Source organism: Aestuariimicrobium ganziense (assembly GCF_015352975.1).
GTDB lineage: Bacteria > Actinomycetota > Actinomycetes > Propionibacteriales > Propionibacteriaceae > Aestuariimicrobium > Aestuariimicrobium ganziense.
In genome coordinates this window covers 437,184-464,114 of record NZ_JACYIZ010000001.1, presented here as the reverse complement: position 1 = coordinate 464,114, position 26,931 = coordinate 437,184, and the positions used below count along the sequence as shown (strand labels likewise).

Annotated in this window: 25 protein-coding genes and 1 pseudogene; 20 read left to right on the top strand and 6 right to left on the bottom strand. The window is 69.3% G+C overall.

The window, feature by feature from the left end; genetic code table 11:
- Nucleotides 1-7 precede the first annotated feature (7 nt).
- Together pafA and IE660_RS02270 are read left to right on the top strand one after the other, a co-directional pair.
- Complete coding sequence (gene pafA / locus IE660_RS02275; RefSeq protein WP_328701805.1) at nucleotides 8-1,468, top strand: Pup--protein ligase; 1,461 nt, start codon at nucleotides 8-10, stop codon at nucleotides 1,466-1,468.
- 9 nt (nucleotides 1,469-1,477) lie between these two features.
- Nucleotides 1,478-2,527, top strand: coding sequence for an FKBP-type peptidyl-prolyl cis-trans isomerase (locus IE660_RS02270; protein ID WP_203566676.1), 1,050 nt, complete (start codon nucleotides 1,478-1,480; stop codon nucleotides 2,525-2,527).
- Nucleotides 2,528-2,530: 3 nt separating this feature from the next.
- Here the strand turns inward: IE660_RS02270 and gluQRS are convergent, their stop codons facing one another.
- The gene (gene gluQRS / locus IE660_RS02265) at nucleotides 2,531-3,442 is read right to left on the bottom strand and encodes a tRNA glutamyl-Q(34) synthetase GluQRS (protein WP_328701804.1); all 912 of its coding nucleotides are present in this window, start codon (nucleotides 3,440-3,442) and stop codon (nucleotides 2,531-2,533) included.
- Between the two features lie 65 nt (nucleotides 3,443-3,507).
- On the opposite strand from gluQRS, the gene IE660_RS02260 reads away from it, so the two are divergent.
- From IE660_RS02260 to IE660_RS02230, 7 genes and pseudogenes are all read left to right on the top strand, one after another.
- The gene (locus IE660_RS02260) at nucleotides 3,508-4,506 is read left to right on the top strand and encodes a helix-turn-helix transcriptional regulator (protein WP_203566675.1); all 999 of its coding nucleotides are present in this window, start codon (nucleotides 3,508-3,510) and stop codon (nucleotides 4,504-4,506) included.
- On the top strand, nucleotides 4,503-5,465 hold the full coding sequence (locus tag IE660_RS16310; RefSeq protein WP_203566674.1) for a helix-turn-helix transcriptional regulator: 963 nt from the start codon (nucleotides 4,503-4,505) through the stop codon (nucleotides 5,463-5,465). The genes IE660_RS02260 and IE660_RS16310 overlap by 4 nt, the downstream gene beginning before the upstream one ends.
- 10 nt (nucleotides 5,466-5,475) lie before the next feature.
- Entirely contained in the window at nucleotides 5,476-5,649 is a 174-nt protein-coding gene (locus tag IE660_RS02250) for a hypothetical protein (protein ID WP_203566673.1), read from the top strand.
- A 105-nt stretch (nucleotides 5,650-5,754) separates the two neighbouring features.
- Nucleotides 5,755-5,958: pseudogene (gene tatA / locus IE660_RS02245) on the top strand (twin-arginine translocase TatA/TatE family subunit); the annotation flags it as partial.
- A gap of 110 nt (nucleotides 5,959-6,068) precedes the next feature.
- On the top strand, nucleotides 6,069-6,917 hold the full coding sequence (gene tatC, locus IE660_RS02240) for a twin-arginine translocase subunit TatC (RefSeq protein ID WP_203566671.1): 849 nt from the start codon (nucleotides 6,069-6,071) through the stop codon (nucleotides 6,915-6,917).
- 18 nt (nucleotides 6,918-6,935) lie between these two features.
- Nucleotides 6,936-7,919 carry a diacylglycerol/lipid kinase family protein gene (locus tag IE660_RS02235; RefSeq protein ID WP_203566670.1) on the top strand — a complete coding sequence of 328 codons (984 nt, stop codon included), beginning with the start codon at nucleotides 6,936-6,938 and terminating at the stop codon, nucleotides 7,917-7,919.
- Nucleotides 7,916-10,738, top strand: a complete 2,823-nt coding sequence (locus tag IE660_RS02230) for a DEAD/DEAH box helicase (protein ID WP_328701803.1) — start codon at nucleotides 7,916-7,918, stop codon at nucleotides 10,736-10,738. The genes IE660_RS02235 and IE660_RS02230 overlap by 4 nt, the downstream gene beginning before the upstream one ends.
- A 505-nt stretch (nucleotides 10,739-11,243) precedes the next feature.
- On the opposite strand, the gene IE660_RS02225 is transcribed toward IE660_RS02230, so the two are convergent.
- From IE660_RS02225 to IE660_RS02215, 3 genes are read right to left on the bottom strand one after another with little or no spacing between them, the layout of a single operon-like run.
- Nucleotides 11,244-12,665, bottom strand: a complete 1,422-nt coding sequence (locus IE660_RS02225; protein ID WP_203566669.1) for a metallopeptidase TldD-related protein — start codon at nucleotides 12,663-12,665, stop codon at nucleotides 11,244-11,246.
- The gene (locus IE660_RS02220; protein ID WP_203566668.1) at nucleotides 12,665-14,170 is read right to left on the bottom strand and encodes a TldD/PmbA family protein; all 1,506 of its coding nucleotides are present in this window, start codon (nucleotides 14,168-14,170) and stop codon (nucleotides 12,665-12,667) included. The genes IE660_RS02225 and IE660_RS02220 overlap by 1 nt, the downstream gene beginning before the upstream one ends.
- Nucleotides 14,171-14,187: 17 nt before the next feature.
- Entirely contained in the window at nucleotides 14,188-14,826 is a 639-nt protein-coding gene (locus IE660_RS02215; protein ID WP_203566667.1) for a polysaccharide deacetylase family protein, read from the bottom strand.
- Nucleotides 14,827-14,842: 16 nt separating this feature from the next.
- Between IE660_RS02215 and IE660_RS16305 the strand changes: the two genes are divergently transcribed.
- The 11 genes from IE660_RS16305 (at nucleotide 14,843) to IE660_RS02160 (ending at nucleotide 24,792) form a co-directional block, all read left to right on the top strand.
- Entirely contained in the window at nucleotides 14,843-15,118 is a 276-nt protein-coding gene (locus IE660_RS16305) for a hypothetical protein (protein ID WP_203566666.1), read from the top strand.
- 95 nt (nucleotides 15,119-15,213) lie between these two features.
- On the top strand, nucleotides 15,214-15,858 hold the full coding sequence (gene hisH / locus IE660_RS02205; RefSeq protein ID WP_203566665.1) for an imidazole glycerol phosphate synthase subunit HisH: 645 nt from the start codon (nucleotides 15,214-15,216) through the stop codon (nucleotides 15,856-15,858).
- A complete protein-coding gene (gene hisF / locus IE660_RS02200; RefSeq protein WP_203566664.1) occupies nucleotides 15,855-16,670 on the top strand; it encodes an imidazole glycerol phosphate synthase subunit HisF in 816 nt (271 codons plus the stop codon). The genes hisH and hisF overlap by 4 nt, the downstream gene beginning before the upstream one ends.
- The gene (locus IE660_RS15585; RefSeq protein WP_203566663.1) at nucleotides 16,667-17,599 is read left to right on the top strand and encodes a 2-hydroxyacid dehydrogenase; all 933 of its coding nucleotides are present in this window, start codon (nucleotides 16,667-16,669) and stop codon (nucleotides 17,597-17,599) included. The genes hisF and IE660_RS15585 overlap by 4 nt, the downstream gene beginning before the upstream one ends.
- On the top strand, nucleotides 17,596-17,976 hold the full coding sequence (locus tag IE660_RS02190) for an HIT family protein (protein WP_203566662.1): 381 nt from the start codon (nucleotides 17,596-17,598) through the stop codon (nucleotides 17,974-17,976). The genes IE660_RS15585 and IE660_RS02190 overlap by 4 nt, the downstream gene beginning before the upstream one ends.
- A 289-nt stretch (nucleotides 17,977-18,265) precedes the next feature.
- Nucleotides 18,266-18,892 (top strand): hypothetical protein, encoded by a 627-nt coding sequence (locus tag IE660_RS02185; protein ID WP_203566661.1) that lies wholly within the window; start codon nucleotides 18,266-18,268, stop codon nucleotides 18,890-18,892.
- A gap of 286 nt (nucleotides 18,893-19,178) precedes the next feature.
- Nucleotides 19,179-20,933, top strand: a complete 1,755-nt coding sequence (locus tag IE660_RS02180; RefSeq protein WP_203566660.1) for an acetolactate synthase large subunit — start codon at nucleotides 19,179-19,181, stop codon at nucleotides 20,931-20,933.
- The gene (ilvN, locus tag IE660_RS02175; protein ID WP_203566659.1) at nucleotides 20,930-21,460 is read left to right on the top strand and encodes an acetolactate synthase small subunit; all 531 of its coding nucleotides are present in this window, start codon (nucleotides 20,930-20,932) and stop codon (nucleotides 21,458-21,460) included. Before IE660_RS02180 ends, ilvN begins: the two co-directional genes overlap by 4 nt.
- 39 nt (nucleotides 21,461-21,499) lie before the next feature.
- Entirely contained in the window at nucleotides 21,500-22,528 is a 1,029-nt protein-coding gene (gene ilvC, locus IE660_RS02170; RefSeq protein ID WP_328701801.1) for a ketol-acid reductoisomerase, read from the top strand.
- 116 nt (nucleotides 22,529-22,644) lie between these two features.
- On the top strand, nucleotides 22,645-23,181 hold the full coding sequence (locus tag IE660_RS02165; RefSeq protein WP_203566658.1) for a hypothetical protein: 537 nt from the start codon (nucleotides 22,645-22,647) through the stop codon (nucleotides 23,179-23,181).
- Nucleotides 23,182-23,253: 72 nt separating this feature from the next.
- Nucleotides 23,254-24,792: a flotillin family protein gene (locus IE660_RS02160; protein ID WP_203566657.1), complete on the top strand. Its 1,539-nt coding sequence runs from the start codon at nucleotides 23,254-23,256 to the stop codon at nucleotides 24,790-24,792.
- A 44-nt stretch (nucleotides 24,793-24,836) separates the two neighbouring features.
- Here the strand turns inward: IE660_RS02160 and IE660_RS02155 are convergent, their stop codons facing one another.
- Together IE660_RS02155 and IE660_RS02150 are read right to left on the bottom strand one after the other, a co-directional pair.
- On the bottom strand, nucleotides 24,837-25,796 hold the full coding sequence (locus IE660_RS02155; RefSeq protein ID WP_203566656.1) for an alpha/beta hydrolase: 960 nt from the start codon (nucleotides 25,794-25,796) through the stop codon (nucleotides 24,837-24,839).
- A gap of 37 nt (nucleotides 25,797-25,833) precedes the next feature.
- Nucleotides 25,834-26,913 carry a 3-isopropylmalate dehydrogenase gene (locus tag IE660_RS02150; RefSeq protein ID WP_203566655.1) on the bottom strand — a complete coding sequence of 360 codons (1,080 nt, stop codon included), beginning with the start codon at nucleotides 26,911-26,913 and terminating at the stop codon, nucleotides 25,834-25,836.
- Nucleotides 26,914-26,931: the final 18 nt, after the last annotated feature.

The following is a 26,931-nucleotide window of genomic DNA, read 5'->3' as shown; positions in this document are numbered from 1 at the left end:
TGACCTCGTGACCCAGTGGCTGCCCAGGCGGGTGCGTGGCATCGAGACCGAGTACGGACTCTCGCTCACGCTGCTCAGCGACGACCCGGCAGCCCGGCCGCGGCGGGTCGGCCCGGACGAGGCTGCCCGACTGCTGTTCCGCCCGGTCACCACCACCACGGCGACCACCAACGTGTTCCTGCGCAACGGTGGCCGGCTCTACCTCGACGTCGGCTCCCATCCCGAGTACGCCACCGCCGAGTGCGACTCGATCCTCGACCTGGTCGCCCACGACCGGGCCGGCGACGCGATCATGTCGCAACTGGCCGACCGCTGCGTCGAGCAACTGGCCGCCGACGGCAGCAGCGCCAGGGTGCAACTGCACAAGAACAACCTGGACTCCCACGGCAACTCCTACGGCAGCCACGAGAACTACCAGGTCAGCCGCGACACCCCACTGCGCGACCACGCCGCAGCGTTGACCCCGTTCCTGGTGGTGCGGCAACTGCTGTGCGGAGCCGGGGTCTGGGTACGTGCTCGCGACGGTCGTCCCGGCGGGTTCTGGCTCAGCCAGCGCGCCGCCCACATGTGGGACCCGCTGTCGTCGACCACCACCCGGTCCCGGCCGATGATCAACACCCGCGACGAACCGCACGCCGACCCTCAGCGTTTCCGCCGGCTGCACGTGATCGTCGGTGACTCCACGCTCAGCCAGTCCACACTGCTCCTGCGACTCGGCGCCACCGAACTGGTGCTGCGCGCCATCGAGGCCGGCGAGCGGTTCACCGACTTGGCCCTGGCCGACCCCCCGGCCGCGATCCGCGAGGTGGCCCAGGGTCGCAGCGGACGAGCCGTGGTCGTCCTGGACACCGGCGCCGAACTGAGTGCACTCGACCTGCTGGCTCGGATCCGCGACCGGGTCGCCCACTGCGCCGACGACCCGACCCTGGCGGACGCCCTGGCGCGGTGGGACCAGGTCGTCGAAGCGTTGGCCGACGACCGCCTCGAACTGATCGACACCCGGATCGACTGGGCAGTCAAGTGGAGGCTGCTCCGCCGCTACGCCGAACGCCACGACCTGTCCGACGACGACCCGCGGCTGGCCCAGGTCGACCTTGCCTTCTCAGACATCCGCCCTGGGCAGGGGCTGTTCACCCGTCTCGAGCAGGCCGGTGAGGTCGAGCGGCTGCTCGACGACGAGGTCGTGGCCCACGCCGTCGACCACCCGCCTTCGACCACCCGCGCTGCCCTGCGAGGACGCCTGATCACCGCCGCACAACGCCACCGGCGAAGCCACACCGTCGACTGGATGACCTTCTCGGTGCGCGACCTGACCGACGGCACCGTGGTGATGCCAGACCCGCTGCGTGCCGAGGACGAACGGGTCGAGGCCTTGATCGAGCGGATGGCCGACGAACCGCGGCTGCCCACCTCGTCCGCCTTCACTGGCCTGCCCGCCCGTTTCGACCGTCGCGATGGCGGCAGGTAACCTTGCGGGGTGACCCGCCGTACCTTCGACGCCCGGCTCAGCCGCCGTGGCCTCACCCTCGCCGCCCTCAGCGCCGCCGCCCTCGGGGTGGCCGGCTGCTCGGACGACACCCCTGCCCAGCCGCCCGCCTCAGCCAGCGTGGGTGCCCCGCAGGGGTCGGGCAGCGCCGTTCCGAGCACCACGACGAGCGCCAGCGCGTCGGCGACGAGCAGGGCGACTGTGGTCAAGAACCTCAACGGCATCACCGTGACCGGCGGGTTCGGCACGATGCCGACGGTCAAGGCCTCGTGGCCGATCTCGATCGAGCAGACCCAGTCGAAGGTGCTGGTCGCCGGCAAGGGCGACCTGGTGCGCGACGAGTCGGTCACCGTCGAGGTGCACTACTCGGGCTACAACGCCCGCACCGGCCAGCGCTTCGATGACTCCTTCACCCGCAAGTCCACCTCGGCGTTCCCGCTCAACCAGGTGGTGACCGGCTTCGCCAAGGGCCTGGTCGGCAAGAGGGTCGGCGACCGGGTGCTGGTGATGATGCCCTCCAAGGACGGCTACGCCGAGGGCAACCCCGAGATCGGCGTCGAGCCCGGCGACTCGCTCATCTTCGTCGTCGACCTGGTGCAGGTCAGCCACAAGGCGCCCGCAGGCGAGACGGTCGCCCCGAAGGATGGTCTGCCGAAGGTCACCGACAACGGCAGCAAGGCCCCGACCATCGCCATCGGCGACGCCACGAAGCCGTCCGACCTGGTCGTCCAGCCGCTGATCAAGGGCAAGGGTCGCGCCATCGTCGCCGACGACATCGTCATGGTCAACTACACGATGGTCGACTGGAACGGCAAGGTGCTGGCCGAGAGCTACAGCACCGGCCCGGAGACCGGCGCCCTGTCGGGCCTGATCGAAGGCTGGAAACAGGGTCTGGTCAAGCAGACCATCGGCAGCCGGGTGCTGCTGCTGGTGCCCCCGGCCCTGGGTTACCCCAAGGGGAACGAGGAGCGGGGCCTGCCGGCCGGCGAGAGCCTGGCCTTCGTGGTCGACATCCTGTTCGCCCAGACGCCCGCCTCCTGAGGCTCAGAGCACCCAGTCGCGCGCCGCTGCGGCCAGCAGTCGCTGCCAGGGCACCTCGTCCATCGACAGCAACTGCTGCGCCGAGGTGAGCAGTTCCGCCTCCCATGAGGCCGCCAGCATCGCGAACACCTCGCTCGGCCCGACCCCGGTCGCGGCGAGATCGGCCAGGCTGACCGCCCCGTCGCGCTTGGCCAGACGTCGGCCTTCCTTGTTGAGCGCCAGGCCCAGGTGCACCCAGGTGTCTGGCCCGCCACCGCCCAGCTGCTGCGCCAACCAGGCCTGCCGAGGTGCCGACTCCAGCAGGTCACGGCCACGCGTGACGTGCTGCACGCCCTGGGCCAGGTCGTCGACCACCACCGCGAGGTTGTAGGCCGGGGTGCCGTCACCACGCACCACCACGAAGTCGTCCACCTCGCCGGTCACCTCACCCGCGAACAGGTCGAACACCTGCTGCGATGCGCCTGCGGCTCGCACCCGCAGCGCCGGTGGCCGGGTCAGCCGCCGGACAGCCCGTTCGTCGTCGGTCAGGTCGCGGCAGGTGCCCGGGTAGGGGCGGTGACCGTCGTGGGGGGCCTGCGACGCCTCGGCGATGTCGCGCCGGGTGCAGAAGCACTCATAGGTGTCCAGACGCGCGACGGCCTCGGTGTAGGCCTCCAGCCGGCGGCTCTGCACCATCGGTTCGCCGTCCCAGTCCAGGCCGATCGCGGTCAGGTCGTCCAGTTGCCGCTGGGCGACGGCAGGGGCGGCAGCCACCCGCTGCTGGTCGAGGTTCTCGACCCGCAGGACGAACCCAGTCCCGCTCCGGCGGGCGAGCGCCCAAGCGATCACCGCGGTGCGCAGGTTGCCCAGGTGCAGGTCTGACGTGGGGGTCGGGGCGTAGCGGCCGGGCCCGGTGACCCGGGTCTGCGATGGCACCAGCGCGCCCCTTCCGTCGGGTCTGAGCAGCGCTGCTAGCCTTCCCCCACGGAGGGGTGGTGGAGATGTCGCAACGCAAGTCAGAACGTATCGTCAACCTCACCATCATGCTGCTCGGGTCGCGCCAGTTCCTCACCCGCGAGCGGATCCGGACCACTGTCGAGGGCTACCGCGACCTCAGTGATGCCGCCTTCGAACGCACCTTCGAGCGCGACAAGGACGACCTGCGCGCCATGGGGGTGCCGATCGAGACTGGCAGCCACGAGTCCTTCCACGGTGATGCGGTCGGCTACCGGATCCCACGCAGTGACTTCGAACTCCCAGCCATGGAGTTCAGCCCGGCTGAGGCGGCTGTGCTCGGGCTGGCCGCCCAGGTATGGCAGCAGGCCAGTTCGGCCGAGTCGACCCGGATGGCGTTGACCAAGCTGCGCGCGGCGGGTGTCGACCCCGACTCGTCACGCCTGGCGGCGCTGCAACCGGTGGTTAACGCTCCCGACCCGGCCTTCGAGGTGGTCAAGGACGCGTTCCTGGCCCAGCAGGCGGTCGCGTTCCGTTACCGCGGCGGCGACGAGGTGCGCACCGTCGAACCGTGGGCCATGCCGTTGCGCTCGGGTGCCTGGTACCTGATCGGCTTCGACCGCGGACGCGGCGAGCGGCGCACCTTCAAGATCAGCCGGATCACCTCCGCACCCCAACTCGTCGGCAAGCCCGGGGCCTTCACCGTTCCCGAGCAGGTCGACACCAGGGTCGCTGTCGACGACCAGGAGCAGTCAGGGCAGGCCCTGGTCGCGATCCGCGGCGAGCACGCCCCGGGTCTTCGCCGGCGCGGACGAGCCGTCTCGGCCGACGATGTGCCCGAGAGCCTCGCGGCACGGTTGCCCGAGGGCTTCGAGCTGTGGTGGGTGCCCTACGTGCGCACCCACGCCATGGTGCAGGAGTTGGCTGCCGCCGCGCCGCACGTGGCCGTGGTCGAACCCGACCACCTGGTGCGGGCCCACGCCGAGCACCTGCAGCGGGTGCTCGAGGCGCACCCGGCGCAGGCCGACGAGGGGAGCTCCTCGTGAAGTCGTTCGACCAGGTCGCCCGGGTGCTCAACCTGATTCCCTACCTCCAGGCCCATCCCGGCAGCCGGATGGCCGACGTGGCCGCCCACCTTCAGGTCAGCGAGGCCGAACTGCTGCGTGACCTCAAGGTCGCCTGGATGTGCGGGCTTCCCGGGGGACTGCCCGGCGACCTGATCGAGGTCGACATGGAGTTGGTCGAGTCCGAGGGCGTGATCAACCTGACCAACGCCGAGTACCTGTCACGACCGATGCGGTTCACCGCCGACGAGGTGTTCAGCCTGCGGGTGGCGGTCTCGGTGCTGGCAGAACTCGCCACCGGCGACCAGCGCCAGGTGGTGGCCTCCACCCTGGCCAAGCTCGAGCAACTGGCCGGTGAGAACGCCGCCGCGCCGGTGGCTGTCGGCATCACCGGCGGCCCCGAGGCGGTGCGCGACCAGTTGCAGCAGGCCATCGAGGCGCGCCGACGGGTCAGGCTCACCTACGACGGGCTCAACCGGGGGCAGACCACCCGACCCGAGGTCGACCCGGCCGCCATCGTGCTGCGTGACGGTGTGGCCTACCTGCGCGGGTGGAGCCTGGCTCGCAGCGACTGGCGCACCTTCCGGCTGGACAGGGTTGCCGAGGTCGAGGTGCTGGACGAGGCCGCCGACGACCACAAAGAGCTGCCGCCGATGGCCACCGGCTGGTTCGACGACGTGGTCGGCGCCAGTGACGTCACCCTGGAACTGGCCCCTGAGGCGGCGTGGGTGGTCGAGTACGACCCCACCGAATCGGTCCGGCGCACCGACGACGGCACCGTGGTCGCCAGCTTCCGGGTGGTCGACCCGCAGTGGGTGACCCGCCAGCTGCTGACCCTGGCTGAGGGGGTCAGGCGCACCGAGCCGCCCGAGGCCGCGGCCATGGCCCGTGAACTGGCCACCGAGGCGCTGGCCCTGCAGCAGGGCGTGGCGGGGCTGTAGGGTCGTCGCCATGGTGTGGGTCTTCATCTTCCTCGGCATCGCCGTGGGCGGGCTGATCATGGTGATCAGCTATGCAGTCTGGTTGGCCCACAAGGCAGCCGACCTGGGCTCGGAGATCGAGATGCTGGGCAAGCGCGCCGAGGAACTGCAGGAACTGCTCGCCCAGCTCGAGACGCCACGCTGACGAGGCCCTGGCGTACTTTGCTGGGCAACGTACGATGACCATGACGGTCGCACGACCGCCGAAGAACTGTTGGCCGGACCCCCGGCCGGGGAAAGTGAGCTGGACATGTTTGGACTCGGATGGCCTGAGCTGCTGATCATCCTTGCCGTGGCGCTGTTGCTGTTCGGCGGCAGCCGCCTCGCGGGTGTCGGCAAGGGCACCGGACGCGCGATCCGCGAGTTCAAGGAGGAGACCCGCGGGCTGCGTGAGGCTGACAAGGCTGACAAGGCCGCCAAGGACGCTGCTGCTGCCGAGGCTGAGGCGGCCGAGGCCGCCCGCGCCGCTGACCGGGTCGAGGCCCCCCGCGCCGACGCGCCCGCTCGTCCGGTCGGCGAGGTCGACCCCGACGGCAACGCCAAGATCTGAGGCTGGTCGTCCCGATGGCCCTCAGGCTGCACCAGCTCAAGTTGGGGTGGTTGACCCCGCCGGCGCCGACTGTCGACGGCACCATGGCGTTGGTCGACCACCTCAAGGAGCTGCGCTACCGGGTCGTCATCTCGGCGATCGCCATCGTGCTGATGACGGCGATCGGCTTGGTCTTCCACAAGGACCTGACCAAGGTCGTGATGTGGCCGATCGACACCGCGATCGAGTCCTACAAGAGATCCAATCCGGGCGCCCAGTCCGAGGTGATCATCAAGGAACTGACCGGCGGCTTCATGTTCATGCTGAAGATCGCCGGCGTGGCGGGCCTGATCGCCTCCTGCCCGGTGTGGCTCTACCAGTTCTGGGCCTTCATCGTGCCCGGCCTGTTGGCCAACGAGAAGAAGTACGCCGTGCGCTTCCTGGGCTCGGCGATCCCGCTGTTCCTGATGGGCGTGGCGCTGGGCTACATCGTCACCCCCAAGGGTTTCGCAGTACTCCTCAACTTCAACCCTGAGGGCATCCTCAACCTCAACGACCTCAACACCTTCCTGGCGTTCGAACTGCGCATGCTGCTGGTGTTCGGGTTGTCGTTCCTGCTGCCGGTGGTGCTGGTGGCGCTCAACATGATCGGCGTGGTCAAGGCCACCCAGTTGGCCCGTGCGCGCAGCGTGGCTGTGTTCTCGTGCTTCGTGTTCGCTGCGATCGCCACGCCCTCGGTCGACCCGTTCGCCATGCTGGCCCTGGCGTTGCCGATGGTGCTGATGTACTTGGTCTCGGAACTGATCTGCAAGGCCCACGACAAGGCCGTGGCCAGCCGGAGTGACGAGATCGTGCTGGCCGACGACCGCGTCAGCGTCGACTGAGCCAGTCGGCCACACGCCATGCGCAGCCAGGAGGCCACCGGCATCACGTTGGTCGTGAACCCCGCCGCCGGACGAGGCCGTGCCGGCCGGGCGCTGTCACGCATCGTCGCCCAACTGCGCCAAGTGGCCCCGCAGGCTCCGATCACCGTCGAGCGCACTGCCAGCTATGACGAGTCCGTCGCGCGTTGTCGTGCCGCTGTCGAAAGGGCCATGGCCAAGCCCGACCTGTACGGCGACGGGATCTCGCGCGACCTGCTCGTGGTCGTCGGTGGCGACGGCATGGCCCACATCGGCATCAACGCCTGCGCGGCCACCCCGGTGCCCCTGGCCATCATCCCGGCCGGCACCGGCAACGACTTCTGCCGAGGGCTGGGCATCCCGCTCAACCTGCGCCGGGCCCCGCACACCGCCGCCCACGGCACCATCGACACCGTCGACCTCAACCGGGTCACCGGTGACCTCGCCGACGGGGTCGAGCAGGCCTGGGTCGGCTGCACGGTCAGCACCGGCTACGACGCCGTCGTCAGCCAGGCCGTGCGCCAGTCGGTGGCCCAACTCGGCACACTGACCTACGTCTGGCACGCGCTGCATGAACTGGCCAGGTTCTCACCGATGCGCTACCAGCTCACGATCGACGGCCAGACCTCGACTCAGCAGGCGATGGTCGTGGCGGTCTCGAACTCGGTGTACTTCGGTGGCGGCATGCGCATCGCCCCGAACGCCGACGTGCACGACGGACTGCTCGACATCACCCTGGTCAGCCCGGTCACTCGCGGCACCCTGCTGCGGTTGCTGCCCCGGCTGTTCGACGGCTCGTTCGTCCGGCACCCCGCGGTGCGCCAAATCCGGGCCCACAGCATCCGGATCGACGGCGAGGGCATGCTCGGTGAGGGCGACGGCGAGGTGCTCGGGGTGCCACCGCTGACCATCGAGGCCGTCCCCGGCGCGCTGCACGTCGTCCGCCCGCGCCCGCTGGTCCCTGAGCGGGTGCGGCCAGCGTGAGCGAGACCACGTCCGGCCACGGGCCGCTGCTGGCTGCGTTCGTCACCGGCTACGAGTTCGAACTCGACGACTACCAACTCGCGGCCTGCCGGCTGGTCGAGGACGGTGCGGGGGTGTTGGTCGCCGCCCCGACCGGCGCCGGCAAGACGGTGGTGGGGGAGTTCGCGGTCTGGTGTGCCCTGCAGTTGGGCCGCAAGTGCTTCTACACCACCCCGATCAAGGCGCTGTCGAACCAGAAGTTCCACGACCTGGTCGAGCGCCACGGGCCCGACCGGGTCGGGCTGCTGACTGGTGACACCTCGATCAACGGTGACGCGCAGGTGGTGGTGATGACCACCGAGGTGCTGCGCAACATGATCCACGCCGAGTCGACCACGCTGGGCAACCTCGGCTACGTGGTGATGGACGAGGTGCACTACCTGGCCGACCGGTTCCGCGGTGCGGTCTGGGAAGAGGTCATCCTCGGTCTGGCCCCCGAGGTGCAGGTGATCAGCCTGTCGGCCACGGTCAGCAACGCCGAGGAGTTCGGAGACTGGTTGGCCGAGGTGCGTGGCCGGGTCGAGGTCGTGCTCTCCGAACGCCGCCCGGTGCCGCTGTACCAGCACGTGATGGCCGGGCGGCGGCTGCTCGACCTGTTCGACGGCCAGGCGCCCACCGAGATGGCGCTCCCGGCGACGCGCGCCCCCGACGTCAACCCCGAACTGCTCACCCTGTCGAAGCAGGAGACCCGTGCCGTCCGAGACGACGCCCGACGCCCACGCGGTCGCAGCGGGCGGGGTCGTCGCGAGGTGCACCACGGCTCGGGCCGCTTCGGCGGTGCCCACCACGACCGTGGTCGTGACGGTGGACGAGGCCGTGACGAGCGTGACCGTCGTCCCAGTCTGACTCCACGCCGAGACGCAACCGTCGAGGTGCTGCGCAGCCACGACCTGCTGCCGGCGATCGTGTTCATCTTCTCCCGCCAGGGCTGCGACGGTGCCGTGAGGCAGCTGTTGGGCAGCGGCATCCGGCTCACCAACGCCGCGGAGGCGCGTGAACTGCGCGAGATCGTCGACCGCCACACTGGCGGGCTGGACGACGCCGAACGACGCGCCCTCGACCACGACACCTTCGTCGAGGCCCTCACCCGCGGCATCGCTGCGCACCACGCCGGCATCCTGCCCGCCTACAAGGCGGTGGTCGAGGAGGGATTCGAGGCCGGGCTGATCAAGGTGGTCTACGCCACCGAGACGCTGGCCCTGGGCATCAACATGCCCGCCCGCACCGTGGTGATCGAGAAGCTGGTCAAGTACAACGGCGAGACCCACGCCGACATCACCCCCGGTGAGTACACGCAGCTGACCGGACGAGCGGGCCGGCGCGGCATCGACGTCGAGGGCCATGCCGTCGTGCTCTGGCAGGCCGGGATCGACCCCAGGGCCCTGGCCGGACTGGCGTCGCGTCGCACCTACCCGCTGCGCAGTTCGTTCGCCCCGACCTACAACATGGCGGTCAACCTGGTCGCCCGCCTGGGACGTGCCCAGGCCCGTAGCCTGCTCGAGCAGAGCTTCGCCCAGTTCCAGACCGACCGCACCGTGGTCGGCATGGCACGCGAGGCCAACCGGGATGAGGAGGCGATCGCCGGCTACCTCGAGTCGGCCAGTTGCCACCTGGGGGACTTCGCCGAGTACGCCCGGCTGCGAGAGCAACTGTCGAGGCTCGAGGCCGAGGCGGCTCGGGGACGCAAGGCTGACCACCGGGCCGAGTCGCTGAGTGCCCTGTTGGCCCTCGAGCCGGGCGACATCATCTGGGTGCCGCACGGTCGCCACGGTGGCTGGGCGGCGGTCGTCGACCCCGGGCGGGGACGAGACGCCGAACCGCACCCGCTGGTGATGACCGAGAAGCGTGACCTGGTCAGGCTCACGTTGAAGGACTTCCCGACCCCCACCGCCAGCGTCGGCCGGATCAGGATCCCTCGCCGCTTCGACCCCAAGTCGGCCCCGGCGCGCAAGTCACTGGCGGCGTCACTGCTCGACCGGCTCTCGCTGCTGCAACCCGAGCCCCCGGCCCGGTCTCGTCCCGATCGGGACGAGGAGGTCGCCCGCGAGGTCGACCGGCTGCGCAGGGCGCTGCGCCAACACCCCTGCCATGCCTGCCCCGACCGGGAGTCGCATGCCAGGTTCGCCGAGCGGGCGATGCGGCTGGAGCGCAAGCACACCGAGCTGTCCGAGCGGATGGCCCGGCGCACCAACACCATCGCGGTGAGGTTCGACCGGATCTGCCAGGTGCTGGTCAGCCTGGGCTACCTCGACGCGGAGGATCCCGACGTGGTGACCACCGAGGGGCTGCGGTTGCAGCGCATCTACTCCGAACTCGACCTGGTCGCCGCCGAGAGCCTGCGTGACGGTGCCTTCGACGACCTCGACGTGCCGCAGTTGGCGGCGGTGCTGTCGACCTTCGTCTACGAGGCCCGTCGGGTCGACCACGCCCGGATCGCCCGGATGCCCGACCGCACTTCGGAGCAGGCCGGGCAACTGGTGCGCCAGACCTGGCGTCGGGTGAGCCTCGTCGAGCGCGACTTCAAGCTCGACCGTGCCCCCGAACCCGACATCGGCTTCGCCGAGGCGGCCCACGCCTGGGCCGGGGGAGCGGGACTCGACGTGGTGCTGTACACCTCGGGCCTGCCCGCCGGCGACTTCGTCCGCTGGGTGCGCCAGGTGGTCGACTTCGCCGGTCAGGTCGCCGACGCTGCCGGCCCGGGCGACCTGCGCCGCCGCTGCCGTGACGTGATCAGCGCCATGCGCCGCGGCGTGGTCGAGTTCGATCCCGACGAGGACTGAGAGTGAGGGGCGGGCGGGCTCAGCGCTTGAAGGTCATCGTCCCGTAGGCCCCGGTCAGCAACTTTGATCAGCCGACCCGTGGTGCTGCCCGCGGGCTCGCGCGAGCCGACCATCGTCCTCGCGGGCTTGACCACGACGAAACTGTCGCCCTCGGCGCGCAGTGTGCCCGCCGTGCGGTTGATCGAGTCGTGGAACCACACCCACTGTCGGGTGATCTCGAAGCCGGGACGCATCGTCCGCTGGTGCATCGAGACGTCGACTGTGCCCTGCTGGTCGGTGAGGCTGATCGGGTGCCACTCGACGTCGAGTGGGATGTCAGCGACCGGTGTGCCCGGGGAGGGCGTCGGCGTCGTTGACGGTGTTGCCGGTGATGGCGAGGGGGCCGCCGGGGCCGTCGGCGATCCACTGACCGACGGTGAGGGCGCCGGCACGTCTTTCTGCGAGCAGGCCGCAGCCGCGACGACGATCCCGGCAAGCACGCTCCGTCGGGCGATGTCCATGCGGATCAGTAGGCCTTCGACACCGTCGACATGGTGAAGTCGGGCACCCGCAGCGCCGGGGCGCTGGTCAGGGTGAACCAGTCGTTCCACTCCCGGCAGAGCACCTTCTCGGCGACCGAGGCCTCGGTGGCGCGCCCCAGCAGCGAGATCGGTGACTCGTTCCAGCGGAAGTTGTTCACCATGCCGGTCACGCGGCCGTCCTCGACCAGGTAGACGCCATCGCGGGTGAGGCCGGTGAGCAACAGCGTCTCGGGGTCGACCTCGCGGATGTACCACAGACAGGTCAGCAGCAGTCCGCGCTTGGTCGAGGCGATCATCTCGTCCAGGCTCGCGGTCCCGCCGGCGTCGACCAGCAGGTTGTCGGTCGGCCACGGCAGCGGTGACTCAGGGCCTCCGGTCTTGGCCAGCTCGGCCCGGGTCTCGATCAACTGGACGAGCCTGCCGTCGCGCAGCCAGTCCACCCGTGCCGCCGGGAGGCCGTTGTCGAACACCGACGCCGTGCCGGCTTGTGAGGAACCCGTGACGGCGAACCCGGGCTGCTCGAGCCCGGCCGCGGTCGGATCGCTCCAGATCGAGACCGGCAGCGTCGCCAGTCGCTCACCTACCCGGGTGGTGCCACCCTTGCCGGCGAACACGGTGCGTCCCTCGCGGGCGTCTCGACCCGACGAAGTCCAGTAGGCGTAGATCAGCAGGTCGGCGACCGCGCTGCCGGGCAGGATCGTCTCGTAGGAGCCCGCGGGCAACTCGATCCGGTTCTCACACCAGGCCAGCCTCTGCAGCACCTCGTCGACGCACGCGGCGATGTCGACGTCGCTGAAGTCGGTGGTCGCTCGTCCGACCCAGGCCGAGCCGATCATGTCGGGGTGCTTGGCGTTCAGCTCCATCCGACCCAGGCGGGTGACCGCACGGCGGCGGGTGCCGGCGGTGGTGCCCAGCCAGGTGGTGGTCGAGGTGTGCTCGGCGAACCCGAAGAACAGGTGGTGCTCACCGGCCGCCTCGAACGCGGCACCCAATCCGGCGGCGAGGTCGCTGAACACCTCCACCGAGGTGGGCACCGCAGCAGCACCGAAGTCGTCATCGGTGCCGCCGTCGGCCAGGGGCATGGCGTCGGGGTCGGCCGGGGTCTGGGTTGCCGCCCGGGCAGCGGCCCGCACCAACGCGACCAGGTCGTCTGCGCTGGCGACGGGTGCGTCGAGGCAGCCCGCGGCCACACCGTCGTCCACCTGGGCCAGCGCCACGACCTGCCCGGTGCGCGAGTGCATGATGCCGTTGGTGGTCAGGTGGTTGTTGGCCCAGCGCAGGTTGACCTGGCTGGTCTCGTTGACGATCACCACGCAGCCCTGCTCGGTGCCGGGCAGACCGTCGGCGGTCTGCAGCGCCTGCTCGATCCAGTCGTTGACCTGGGAGATCTGTTCGAGGTGCGACATCACTGGCCGCCTTCCTGGGTGGTGTTGAGCACGTTGACCTCGCGGAACAGCGCCACCGGGGCGCCGTGACTGACCGCGGCGACCTGGCCGGGCTGGCCCTTGCCGCAGTTGAAGGCACCCGACAACAGCCACGTCTGCTCGCCGCCGACCGCCTCCATCGAACCCCAGAAGTCGGTGGTGGTGGCCTGGTAGGCCGCGTCACGCACCTGTTCCCCGGTGAGGCGGCCGTTCTCGATCACCAGGAACCGCTGCGCGGTGAACTGGAAGTTGTAGCGCTGCATGTCGATCGACCACGACTTGTCGCCGACCACGTAGAGGCCACGGTCGACCTTGGAGACCAGGTCATCGAGCGAGATGTCGTCCGGGCTGGGTTGCAGGCTGACATTGGGCATCCGCTGCAGCGGGAGGTGCCCGGCGGAGTCGGCGAAGGCGCAGCCGTTCGATCGTCCCAGCGCCTGCTCATGGGCCATCTGCCGGTTGAGCTGGTAGCCGACCAGGGTGCCGTCGCGGATGATGTCGAAGGTCTGCGCCCCGACACCTTCGTCGTCCCAGGCGACGGTGGCCAAGCCGTGCTCGGTGACCCGGTCGCCGGTGACGTTCATCACGGGGCTGCCGTAGCGAAGGCTGCCGAGCTGGTCGAAGGTGGCGAACGAGGTGCCGGCATAGGCGGCCTCGTAGCCCAGGGCCCGGTCGAGCTCGGTCGCGTGGGCGACCGACTCGTGGATGGTCAGGAACAGCTGGGTCGGGTCGATCACCAGGTCGAGCGGACCGGCCTCGACGCTGCGGGCGGCGACATTGCCGGCCAGGTGGCCACCCATCTCGGCGATCTCCTGATCGAAGTCCCAGCCGGTGCCGGTCAGGTACTCCCAGCCGCGTCCGGCGGGCGGTGCGATCGTCCGCATGGACGAGTAGCCGCGCTCACTGACGTTGCTGGCCTCGAGTTCGGGGTGCACGCGGACGCGCTGCTGCCGGGTGCGGGTGCCGGCCAGGTTGGCGAAGAACTTGTTCTCCTGCACCACCATCAACCGGGCCTCGGTGTGGGTGACGCCGGGTTGCCCGCCGAGTGCCCGTGAGAGCTCGACCAGCCGGTCGAGGCGCTGACGCTCCGGCACCTCGAACGGGTTGACCTCGTAGGCCGAGACCCATTCCCCGGTGTGTACAGGCTCGTCGGCGAGTTCCACACTGCGCGGGTTGAGCGGTGCCGACACCTTCGCCATCGCGACCGCCTGGTCGGCCAGGTCGCGGGCGGCCTGCGTGGTCAACGTGATGCCGGCGGCGAAGCCCCACGACCCGGCGTGCACGACGCGCAGGCTGATCCCGAGGTCGACCGAGTCGGACGAGGACGCCAGCTCGGCGTCGCGCAGCACCGTGGTGGCGGTGCGGTGCCGCTCGATCCGCACGTCAGCGTGGCTGGCGCCGAGCTCCGCTGCCCGGGCGAGCGCAGCGTCGGCGAGGTCGTCCAACGGCAGCGCGACGAAGTCGGCGTCCATCTCGTGGTGGGTCATGAGCCGACACTAGCGGCTCAATCGAGGGCGGCCTCCAGGGTCACGAAGGTGTATCCCAACGCTTGTAGTCCGGCGATGATGCCCGGCAGCGCGTCCGCATCGAGGACCGAACCGTCGTCGGGGTTGGCCCCCACGTGCATCAGCACGATCTGGCCGGGTTGGGCGTTGGCGAGGACCCGGCTGGTGACGCTCTGCACGGACTGTCCGCCGGAGGTGCCCTTCCACCCCAGCGTGTCGACGCTCCAGCGGAACGGCACGTAGCACTCGTCGTTGACCAGGGCGATGGTGCGCTGGTCGACCGCGCCGAACGGGAACCGGAACAGCGGCTGAGGATCCTGACCGGTGACCGCACGGATCCGGGTCGCTGCGCTGCGCAACTCCGTGCGGACACCCGAGTCACCCAAGGTCGTCAGGTCGGGATGGTTCTGGGTGTGGTTGCCCACCGGTCCCCAGGACGCCATCGCCTTCGCGCTCGTGGGGAAGACGTCGACGAAGTCACCGGTGAGGAAGAAGGTGGCCGGCACACCCTCACGCTGGAGCGTCGCCAGGATCCGCGCCACGCCCGCGTCGCTGCCACCGGCGTCGAAGGTGAGCGCCACCACCTTGCGCTGGGTACCGAGGGTCTGCAGGTCACGTCCGAGCAGCGATGTCGGCACATGGCAGGACGATGTGGTGGCCGGCGGCGGAGTCGTGCTCGCCGGGGGAGTGCTGACCGACGTCTGCGAGGACGGTGAGGCTGGGGTCGACGGTGGGTACGACACCGGCAGCGACGACGAGTGTGCTGGAGACGACGGTGCCGGGCTCGGAGGCTGGTGCACCGCCGGGGTCGACGTCGGCGGTGGCGTCAGCGCACTGTCACTGGCGCAACCTGCGAGGGCGAGAGCCAGCACTACCACGGTGGTGAACCGCTGCACTCTGGTGAAACCCCGCACCGCGCTCATGGCCTGATCCTCCACCCGTACCACGCTCGAGTGGGCCTGCGGGTTGACCGTCGGCTGGGACGAGCCGATCCTGACGCTGTGGCCGCTCGATAGTCTGGGCGCATGTCCACCCCGCAGCGTCCCGAACCCGGCGCCCGCGTGGCCCTGGTCGACTCGGGTGGCACCAACATCGCCTCGGTCGCCCACGCCATCGAACGGCTGGGATCGCACGCGTCACTGACCGCCGACCCGGACGAGATCCTGTCCGCCGACCGGGTGATCCTGCCCGGTGTCGGTGCCGCTGCCGCCGGCATGGCCAGGCTGCGAGAACTCGGTCTGGTCGAGGTGCTGCGCGAGGTCACTGCACCTGTGCTGGGCGTCTGCCTGGGCATGCAGTTGTTGTTCGAGCACTCCGAGGAGGACGGCGGCGTCGACCTGCTCGGCTTCCTGCCCGGACGGGTCCGCCGCATCCCTGCGGTCCCGGGCCTTCGCGTGCCGCACATGGGCTGGAACATCCTCGACCTGCACCGAACCCAGGCCCCGCTGTTGGCCGGCCTGTCCAGCGGTCAGCGCGCCTACTTCGTCCACTCCTATGTCGCAGAGCTCGGAGAAGCCACCCTGGCCACCACCACCCACGGCGTCGAGTTCTCGGCGGTCGTTGGTGACGGTCGGGTCTGGGGTGCCCAGTTCCATCCCGAGAAGTCGGCCGACGTCGGCGCCCGGTTGCTCGCCAACTTCCTCTCACCGTCGATCCAGGAGACCCCGTGACCGCGAACCCGACCAGCCGCCTCGCCAAGCGGATCATCCCCTGCCTCGACGTGCAGGACGGGCGGGTGGTCAAGGGCACGCAGTTCCGCAACCACGTCGACATGGGCGACATCGTCGACCTGGCCACCCGCTACCGCGCCGAGGGCGCCGATGAGCTGGTCTTCTACGACATCACCGCCTCACCCGATGGTCGCGGTCCCGACATCGAGTGGGTGCGCCGCGTCGCCCGCACCCTCGACATCCCGTTCTGTGTCGCCGGCGGCATCACCTCGGGCGAGACCGCCCGGGAGGTGCTGCACGCCGGCGCCGACAAGGTGTCGGTCAACACCCCCGCCACCCAGCGCCCCGAACTGGTCACCGAACTGGCCGAAGCCTTCGGTGTGCAGTGCGTCGTGGTCGGTGTCGACTCGCTGCGCGACCCCGACGGGATCTGGCGGATCCGCCAGTTCACCGGACGACCTGACGCCACCAAGGCGCTCGAGGTCACCACGCTCGACTGGGTGCAGCGCGTCCAGGACCTGGGTGCCGGCGAGATCGTGCTCAACTGCATGGGCAGCGACGGTGTGCGGGCAGGCTATGACCTGGAGCAGCTGTCGGCGGTCCGCGAGATCTGTCGAGTCCCCCTGGTCGCCTCGGGTGGGGCTGGTGAGATCGAGCACTTCGTCGACGTCTTCCGTGAGGCCGACGTCGACGCCGCCCTGGCGGCCTCGGTGTTCCACTCCGGCCACGTGCCGATCGGTCAGCTGAAGGACCGGCTCGCCGAGGCCGGCATCGAGGTTCGTCGTCCCGACCACGAAGGAGTCACGAAGTGAGCCGCATCGCCTGGGTCCCCTATGCCGATGCCGACGAGGCCTGCAGCATCCTCGGCGAGCACGAGGGCGTCACCTACCGCAGCTACACGAAGGTCGACGAGCCCCCGGCCGACCCGGCCGAGGTGAACTTCCTGGTCATGCCCTACATGAGCAGCCCGAGCCTGCTCGACGACCCCTCACGCCTCAGCGGCCTCGAGGTCGTCCAGATGCAGAGCGCCGGCTACGACAACGTGCCCGAACTGCCCGAGGGTGTGCTGCTGTGCAACGGCGGGGGCATCCACGACTCGGCCACCGCCGAACTCGCCGTCGCGCTGACCCTCGCCCACGCGCGCCACTTGGACGACTTCGCCCGCAACATGACCACCGGCACGTGGAAGGGGCAGTGGGGCACCGGACTGGCCTACCGCCGGGTGACCATCGTCGGCTACGGCAAGATCGGCAAGGCGATCGAGCGTCGGATCGAGGGCTTCGACGCCACCTCGATCACCCGCGTCGCCCGCACCCCGCGCACCGACCCCGAGGTGCGCCCGGTGAGCGACCTGCCCCAGGTGCTCGCCGAGACCGACGTCTGCATCATCATCCTGCCGCTGACCGACGACACCCGAGGCCTGTTCGACGCCCAGATGCTCGCGCACCTGCCCGACGGGGCCCTGCTGGTCAACGTCGGACGAGGCCCCATCGTCGACACCGAGGCGCTGCTGGCCGAGGTCAGCAGCGGTCGGCTGCATGCCGCCCTCGACGTCACCGACCCCGAGCCGCTGCCAGCCGATCATGGCCTGTGGAGCCAGCCCAACGTGCTGATCAGTCCCCACGTCGGTGGCTACACCAATGCCTTCGAGCCTCGCCGTGATGCCCTGCTGCGCTCCCAGGTCGAGGCTTGGGCGCAGGGCCGTCCGCTCGACCACGTCGTTCGTGGGGGTCAGCCGTGAGCGAACAGCAGGCCTGCGTCTTCTGTCGAATCGTCGCGGGCGAACTGCCCGCCTCGGTGGTGCACAGCGACGAGCACGCGGTGGCGATCCTCGACCTGTCGCCCGAGGAGCCCGGGCACACGCTCGTGCTCTCGCGCCGCCACGTGGCCGACCTGGTGGACGATCCCATGGCTCTCGCCGAGGTGGCCCCGACCGTCTCGTCCGTAGCCGCAGTGCTGCTGGAGCGACTGGGGGCCACCGGCATCAACGCCGTCGTCAACTGTGGTGAGTCGGCGGGCCAGACCGTCGACCACCTGCACGTGCACCTGCTGCCGCGCGAGGTCGCTGATCTCGACAAGGACGATGCTGCGGCCGTGCTGGCACGGATCACTGGTTGAACTGCCGGGTCCCACCAGCCTGATGTGTTGCTGATGGCGGCTGCGCGGCGTCGCCCATTCCTCAGGTGAATCGTTGTGGAGTCCACCGATCGAAGCGGCCATAGTCATGGATCTCTGCGGTGGCCGCCGTCATGTCACGTGAGGCGGTTGTTGATCGCTTGATTGTGTACCCCCGCACAGTTCAGCGATGGACCACTGCCGTAGCGTTTCCTCGGGTCAGCGGCCACCCCGTGTCGTTGAGCCAGTCCCCCCGTTTGGGTGCCGTCAAACCCAGAAAGGTTGCCCTCGCATGAGTGCAAAGCCCGCCAAGATCGTTGGCATCATCTCCCTCATCGCCGGTCTCGTCATGCTGATCGCCGGCGCCATCACCTGGGGCATCGTCTCCTCGCAGCTCAAGGACGAGCGCATCACCGTCCCCGGCGATGCCAAGCCCGTGCTCGGCATGCCGGTCGCCGGCAAGAAGGTCAATGGCCCGATCACCGCCTTCGGGCAGGCCGAGATCATCAAGGAGCACGCGCTCCGCAGCAGTGAGAACAAGACCTACGCCGAGCTCGGCGCCGAGCAGACCCGCGTGCGCAACAAGGCCAAGGAACTCGGTGTCGAGGACCTCAACAGCACCGATCCGGCCGTCGTCGGCAAGATCGAGGGCGATCCCGAGCTCAAGGCCCTCAAGGAGGAGCTGGACAAGTGGACCGCCGCTCGTACCAGCAACATGAACGGCGCCTTCCTGCGTACCTCGCTGTTCAGCTCGGTCATCACCTACGGCGTGGCCGCCCTGGTCATGGGCCTGGGCCTGATGAACCTGCTGTACGGCTGGGCCTTCCTGAACCTGGCCAAGCGCGCCCCGGTTGCCGCCCGCGACAACGTGGTTGTCGACCGTGACCGCGACGGTGTTCGCGACCGCGACGAGGCCTGATCGCTCGTCCGCACCAGATCGGCGTTGGCCGTCCCGCACTCGCGGGGCGGCCAACGCCATGTGGGGCCCAGTGACCTGGGGTGCAGGTCGTCGTCCATGATGTGGAACCCGAGCGGGTCGGTCTTGACGACTGGGGTTGGATGACGACATGGTGGAGACGTGCAGCAGTCCCTTCTCGTAGTCACATCGCGCTGAGTCGTCCCTCGACCCAGCGCTCCCTCGTGTGCCATCCCTGGCGGCGGGGGTTTTTTGTTGCACGGACCACCTCAAGACGAAGGACGAGACCATGGCAGGCGAAACGCCCACGGCCCCGACGACGATGACTGGTGCGCAGGCACTCGTTGCCTCGCTCGAGCGGATGGGTGTCGACGTAGTCTTCGGGATCCCGGGAGGGGCGATCCTGCCCGCCTACGACCCGCTCTACGATTCGAAGGTGCGCCACATCCTGGTGCGCCACGAGCAGGGGGCCGGTCACGCTGCCGAGGGCTATGCCGTCGCCACTGGCCGCGTGGGCGTCTGCATCGCCACTTCTGGCCCCGGTGCCACCAACCTGGTCACCCCGCTGGCCGATGCCTACATGGACTCGGTGCCGATCGTGGCGATCACCGGACAGGTGAACTCCTCGTTCATCGGCACCGACGCCTTCCAGGAGGCCGACATCCGCGGCATCACGATGCCGGTGACCAAGCACAACTACCTGATCACCCGCACCGAGGACATTCCCAAGGCGATCAAGGAGGCCTTTCACATCGCCTCCACCGGTCGTCCGGGACCGGTGCTGGTCGACATCTCCAAGGACGCCCTGGTCGACTCCGCTCGCTTCGTGTGGCCGGCTCAGGTCAAGATGGCCAGCTACCGTCCGACCGTGCGTCCGCACCTGGGCCAGGTGCGCCAGGCCGCGAAGATGATCGCCGAGGCAGAGCGCCCGGTGCTCTACATCGGCGGTGGTGTGCTCAAGGCGCGGGCATCTGAGGAACTCAAGACCTTTGTCGAGATGACCGGCATCCCGGTGGTCACCACGTTGATGGCGCGTGGCGCGTTCCCCGACAGCCACGACCTGGCCCTCGGCATGCCCGGCATGCACGGTGCGGTGGCCGCCGTCGGCGCCATCCAGCGCAGCGACCTGCTGATCGCGATCGGCACCCGGTTCGACGACCGGGTGACCGGACGTCTGGACAGCTTCGCGCCGCTGGCCAAGGTGATCCACGCCGACATCGACCCGGCCGAGATCAGCAAGAACAGGGTTGCCGACCTGCCCATCGTGGGTGACGCCAAGGCCGTGCTCGAGGGCCTGATCACCGCCAGCCAAGACCTGCAGCGCACAGACCTGACCGCGTGGCAGACCTGGGTCGACAGCCTGAAGCGTCGCTACCCGACCCGCTTCGACGACCAGACCGAGGACGGATCGCTGTCGCCGCAGTACGTGATCCGCCGACTCGGCGAGATCAGCGGACCCGAGACGATCTTCGCCGCCGGTGTCGGTCAGCACCAGATGTGGGCTGCCCACTTCCTGCCCTTCGAGCGCCCCGACAAGTGGCTCAACTCAGGCGGACTGGGGACGATGGGCTACTGCGTCCCTGCGGCCATGGGCGCCAAGGTCGGCCAACCCGATGCCGTGGTGTGGGGGATCGATGGTGACGGGTGCTTCCAGATGACCAACCAGGAGTTGGTCACCTGTGCGCTCAACGACATCCCGGTCAAGATCGCGGTGATCAACAACGAGTCGCTGGGCATGGTCCGACAGTGGCAGACGCTGTTCTACGAGGGCCGCTACTCCAACACCGACCTGCAGTCGCGCCGCATCCCCGACTTCCCCAAGCTCGCCGAGGCGATGGGCGCGGTCGGGCTGCGCGCCGAGACCGTCGACGAGGTCGACGAGGTGATCAACCAGGCCATGGCGATCAACGATCGTCCGGTGGTGGTCGAGTTCGTCGTCCACAAGGACGCCATGGTGTGGCCGATGGTGGCCGCCGGCACCAGCAATGACGAGATCAAGATCGCGCGCGACCTCGCGCCCGAGTGGGAGGAGGAGGTGCTGTGAGCACCCACACCCTGAGCGTGCTGGTCTACAACCGGCCAGGCGTGCTGACCCGGATCGCGGGTCTGTTCTCGCGGCGTGGCTTCAACATCGAGTCGCTGACCGTCGGCGTCACCGAGAAGCCCGAACTGTCGCGAATGACCGTCGTGGCCACCGTGGACGACGAGATCGCCCTGGAGCAGATCGTCAAGCAGCTCAACAAGCTGATCGAGGTGCTCAAGGTCATCGAACTCGAGGACAACGCCGTGCAGCGGATGATGGCGCTGATCAAGGTGCGTTCTGACTCCGACCACCGCAGCCAGATCATCGACACCGTCAGCCTGTTCCGCGGCAAGGCGGTCGACGTCAGCCACGACTCGATCACGGTCGAGGCCACCGGCAGCCGTGACAAGATCAGCGCCCTGATCTCGATGCTCGAGCCATTCGGCATCCTCGAACTGGTCCAGTCGGGCCAGGTCTCGCTGGGCCGTGGCGCCCGATCGATCACCGACCGCACCCGCTCGGACCTTCGGCGCGCAGCCGAGGACTGACCACCACCACCCGAACCACGCCAACACAAGGAGAAACCCGTGGCAGAAATGTTCTACGACCAGGACGCCGACCTGTCGATCATCCAGGGCCGCAGCGTGGCCGTCATCGGCTACGGCTCGCAGGGCCACGCCCACGCGCTCAGCCTGCGCGACTCCGGTGTCGACGTGCGCGTCGGCCTGAGCGAGGGCAGCAAGTCGCGGGCCAAGGCCGAGGCCGAGGGCCTGCGGGTGCTCACCGTGGCCGAGGCGGTCGAAGAGGCCGACGTGATCATGATCCTCACCCCCGACCAGACCCAGCGCAAGCTCTACGCCGAGCAGATCGAGCCCCACCTGGTGCCCGGCGACGCGCTGTTCTTCGCCCACGGCTTCAACATCCGCTTCGGCTACATCACCGCCCCCGAGGGTGTCGACGTGTGCATGGTCGCGCCCAAGGGCCCCGGCCACCTGGTGCGCCGCGAGTACGCCGACGGACGAGGCGTGCCGGTGATCGTGGCTGTCGAGAAGGACGCCTCGGGCAAGGCCTGGGACCTCACACTGAGCTACGCCAAGGCGATCGGAGGCCTGCGCGCCGGCGGCATCAAGACCACCTTCACCGAGGAGTGCGAGACCGACCTGTTCGGTGAGCAGGCCGTGCTCTGCGGTGGCGCGTCCAAGCTGATCCAGACCGGTTTCGAGGTGCTCACCGAGGCCGGCTACCAGCCCGAGGTGGCCTACTTCGAGTGCCTGCACGAGCTGAAGCTGATCGTCGACCTGATGTACGAGGGTGGCATCGCCAAGCAGCGCTGGAGCATCTCCGACACCGCCGAGTTCGGTGACTACGTCTCGGGCCCGCGGGTGATCGACGACCACGTCAAGCAGAACATGCAGGCAGTGCTGGCCGACGTGCAGTCGGGCGCCTTCGCCAAGCGGTTCATCGACGACCAAGACGCCGGCGCCCCGGAGTTCAAGCGTCTGCGCGCCGAGGGCGAGCAGCACCCGATCGAGAAGACCGGACGCGAACTGCGCCAGCTGATGGCCTGGGTCAAGAGCTCCGACTCCGACTACGTCGAGGGCACCGCCGCTCGCTGAGCAGCCGCCCTGTCGCACGACCTGACCAGCGCGTCGTCCACCCCGGTGGGCGGCGCGCTGGCGTCTTCCGGGCTGGTCCGGCCCACCAGTAGACTGTCCCCAAAGGGGGAACCAGCGTGGTCTTCATGGTGATCGGCGTCATCGGCGCGCTGGTCCTGCTGTTGTCGCTGGTCATCGGAGACATCGGTGACGTCGACTTCGGCCACGACTGGGACTTCGGCGCTGACCTGTTCTCGATCGCCGCCCTGGCCGGCTTCGCCGGGGCGTTCGGCTTCGGTGCGGCGCTGGTCGAGTCACTGACCGGGCAGACCTGGCTCGGGGTGCTCGCCGGTGTGCTGGTGGGTGCGGTGATCGCGTGGCTGGTCGCCAGGCTCACCCGCGCGCTCAAGACCGGCGGAACGGCGGGCACCGTCAGGACGTCGAACCTCGTGGGGTTGGAGGGTGTGGTGCTCTCCAGCATCCCGGCAGGAGGATTCGGCGAGGTCCGCATCCGCGCCCACGGACAACAACTCAAGCTCAACGCCCGCTCCGAGGCCGCCCTCGAGACCGGGCAACGGGTCTGGGTGAGCGGTGTCGTCTCACCCACCGCGGTCGAGGTGCGCGACAGCGACCCCCTCGACTCAGCCTTCGCCCCTGGGGCCATCGAGTCCTGACCCGCACGACCAGCACAGCACGAACAGAACCACACGCAAAGAACCGCACGAACACGAGGGAGAACCGCGCCCATGCCCGACATCTCGTCCGTCGCGATCGCGATCATCGGCCTGGTGGCCGTGGTCGTGCTCGCCGTCCTGCTGGTGATCAGCCGCTACAAGGTGGCCGGTCCCAACGAGGCCTACATCGTCACCGGCCGCAAGGGCAAGGAGGTGCGCAACCTCGAGACCGGGGTGGTCTCCACCGATCTGTCCGGCCAGAAGGTGGTCATGGGCGGTGGCGTGTTCGTGCTTCCGTTCGTGCAGCGCCGCCACGTGCTCGACCTGTCCAGCCGCCGCATCATGGTGCAGATCCGAGGCGCCGTCTCGGGCCAGGGCATCAAGCTGAACCTCGACGGTGTCGCCATCGTCAAGGTCGGTGGCAACGAGGACTCGATCCGGGCCGCCGCCCAGCGCTTCCTCACCCAGCAGGAGGAGATCGAGACCTTCACCCAGGAGACGCTGGCGGGTTCGCTGCGTTCGATCGTCGGTTCGCTGTCGGTCGAGCAGATCATTCGTGACCGTGCTGCCTTCGCCCAGCGGGTGGCCGACGAGTCGGAGTCGTCGCTGACCGGTCAGGGCCTGGTGCTCGACACCTTCCAGATCCAGGACATCACCGACGACGGGTCCTACCTGTCCGACCTCGGTCGTCCCGAGGCTGCCAAGGTGCAGCAGATCGCCTCGGTCGCCGAGTCGAACGCACGCCAGGAGGCCGAGCAGGCGCGACTGGCCGCTGAGCAGCAGATCCTGGTCTCGCAGCGTCAGCTGATGCTGAAGCAGGCCGAGATCAAGGCCGAGACCGACGCCGCCGCCGCGCAGGCCGCAGCCGCCGGACCGCTGGCCCAGGCCGACCGTGACCAGGCCATCCTCACCGAGCAGGAGAAGGTGGCTGTGCGCCAGGCCGCCCTGAAGGACCGCCAGCTCGACACCGAGGTGCGCAAGCCCGCCGACGCCGAGCGGTACCGCATGGAGACCGAGGCCGAGGCCCGTCGCAACTCCGAGATCTTCCAGGCCGACGCCAGCAAGGCCGCCGCAATCGCGCGCGCCCAGGCCGACGCCGAGACCGCACGGCTCACCGGTGAGGGCGACAAGTCCCGCCGTACCGCCCTGGCCGAGGCCGAGGCGATCGAGGGTGCCCGTCGTGGTGAGGCCGAGAAGGCCCGCCGTATCGCCGAGGCCGAGGCCGTCCGGGCCGAGGGCGAGGCCAAGGCGTCCGCCGTGCTCGCCGTCGGTGAGGCCGAGGCCGCCGCGATGAACAAGCGCGCAGAGGCGTTCGCCCGCTACAACGAGGCCGCCGTGCTGCAGATGCTGGTCGAAGTGCTGCCGCAGGTCGCCGAGAAGGTGGCCGCCCCGATGGCCGGCATCGACAAGCTCACGGTGATCTCGACCGACGGCGCCAGCTCGGTGCCCAAGCAGGTCACCAACAACGTGGTGCAGACCATGGAGCTGATCAAGAACACCACCGGGGTGGACCTGTCGAAGCTGCTCGAGCGCTACCAGGACAAGGCCGAGGAGGCTGTCGCGGGTCAGGCCGACCCGTCCGCCCCCACGGTCACCGGCCCCGTCAAGTGACGCAGCTCAAGTGACCCAGTCCGAATGGCCCGGTTCGTCGATGATCAGTCAGCGATGAACTGGGCCATCCGGTCGAGGGTGGCCATCGTCACCGGGTGACCGAGCAGGTTGAGGTGACCGTGCTTCATGCCCTCCGCGGTCTCGCAGGTCACCTCGACACCGGCCTGCTCCAGTGAGCGCGCCAGCGCCTCGCCCGAGCCGCGCAGTTCGTCGTACTGGTCGTTGATCACCAGGCAGCGTGGCAGACCCTGCAGGTCGTCGCGCTCGCCGATGTAGCCGTAGGGGTCGTCGGCCGTTGCGCCGTAACACTCGCCGACGAAGGCCATCGCCTCAGGGGTGAAGCCCGAGTTGTGCTCGGCCAGGTCGGCCGCGAGTTCGTCCGAACGTTCGGGGCTGGCCACGTGCACCGCCGGGTAGATCGGCAGCCAGGCGTGGGGGAGGGGTCCACCCTCGTCCCGCAACCGGACGACGGCACCCGCGCTCAGGTTCGCGCCGGCAGAAGCACCCCCGAACGCGATCCGATCCGGGTCGAGGCCGAGTTCATGGGCGTGTGCGACCACCCAGAGCCAGGCTGCGTGCACGTCGTCGTGGCCGACCGGGTACTGGTTGGGCAGGCTCTCGGGCACCGGCGGCTGCAACGGTGGGTCGTCCCCACCGGTCAGCCGGTAGTCGACCGAGACGACGACTCCCTGCAGCCTGTCGGCGATGCCGCGGGAGGTCTGGTCAGCCTCGGGCATGTCCAGGTCGCCGAACATGAAGGCGCCGCCGTGGCACCAGACCAGGCCGGGACGGTTGGCTCCCGCGGTGACGCTGGGGTGGGAGTAGATCCGCAGCGGGATCGGGCCGTGTGGTCCGTCGATCGAGCGCTCCCGGACGTCGAGTTCAGCCTCGACGCCGGGGCCGTAAGGACGACCCGTGATGGCTTCGACATCGGCGGGCAGGGCGTTGGGGCCGAGCGCAGCGGCCTCGGCCTCACGGGCGGCGAACAGGGGATTGAGCGGCATGCCGCCCACGTTACTGCGCTGGGACGAGTCGCAGACCCTAGAGCGCTGCAGCGATCGCGTCGCCGATCTCGACCGTGGTGCGGTAGCCCTGCGAGCCCTCGATCCGGCGCACGTCGCCGGCGCTGCGTGAGGCGATGTCGGTCTCGACCGCGGCCTCGACCCGGCGGGCGTCGTCGGCTCGTCCCAGGTGGTCGAGCATCAGCGCGACCGACGAGATCGCCGCTGTCGGGTCGGCCTTGCCGGTGCCCGCGATGTCGGGGGCCGAGCCGTGCACCGGCTCGAACATGCTCGGGTACTCGCGGCTGGGGTTGATGTTGCCGCTGGCGGCCAGGCCGATGCCACCGGTCACCGACGCGGCCAGGTCGGTGACGATGTCGCCGAACAGGTTGTCGGTCACGATCACGTCGAAGCGCGAAGGGTCCTTGGTGAGGTGGATCATCGCGGCGTCGATGTGCTGGTAGTCGCGGGTGACCTCGGGGTACTCCTCACCGACCTGCTCGAAGAGCCGGTTCCAGAGCTGGCCGGCGTTGACCAGCACGTTGTGCTTGTGCAGCAGGGTGAGGTGCTTGCGGCGGCGCATGGCCCGCTCGTAGGCGTCACGAACGACCCGCTCGACCCCGAACGCAGTGTTGATGCTGACCTCGGTGGCGATCTCGTGGGGCGTGCCCACGCGCACCGCGCCGCCGTTGCCGCAGTAGAGGCCCTCGGTGCCCTCGCGGACCACGACGAAGTCGATCGGCTTGCCCGCCACGACGCTCTCGCTCAGCGGCGACGCCACGCCCGGGTACAGCTTGGACGGACGCAGGTTGACCGCGTGGTCGAGTGCGAACCGCAGCTTGAGCAGCAGGCCGCGTTCCAGCAGACCCGACGGGATCGCCTTGTCGCCGGGGGCCGCACCGACCGCGCCGAGCAGGATCGCGTCGACTCCCCTGAGTTCCTCGATCACGCTGTCGGGCAGCACCTCGCCGGTGCGCTGCCAGCGCTGCGCACCCAGGTCGTGCTCGACGATCTCGAAGGCCTGCTCGCCGACGGCAGCCTTGAGCACCTTGATCGCCTCGGCGGTGACCTCGGGGCCGATGTAGTCGCCACCGATGACGGCGAGGGTGGGAGTAGTCATGCAGGGCAGCCTAGTCAA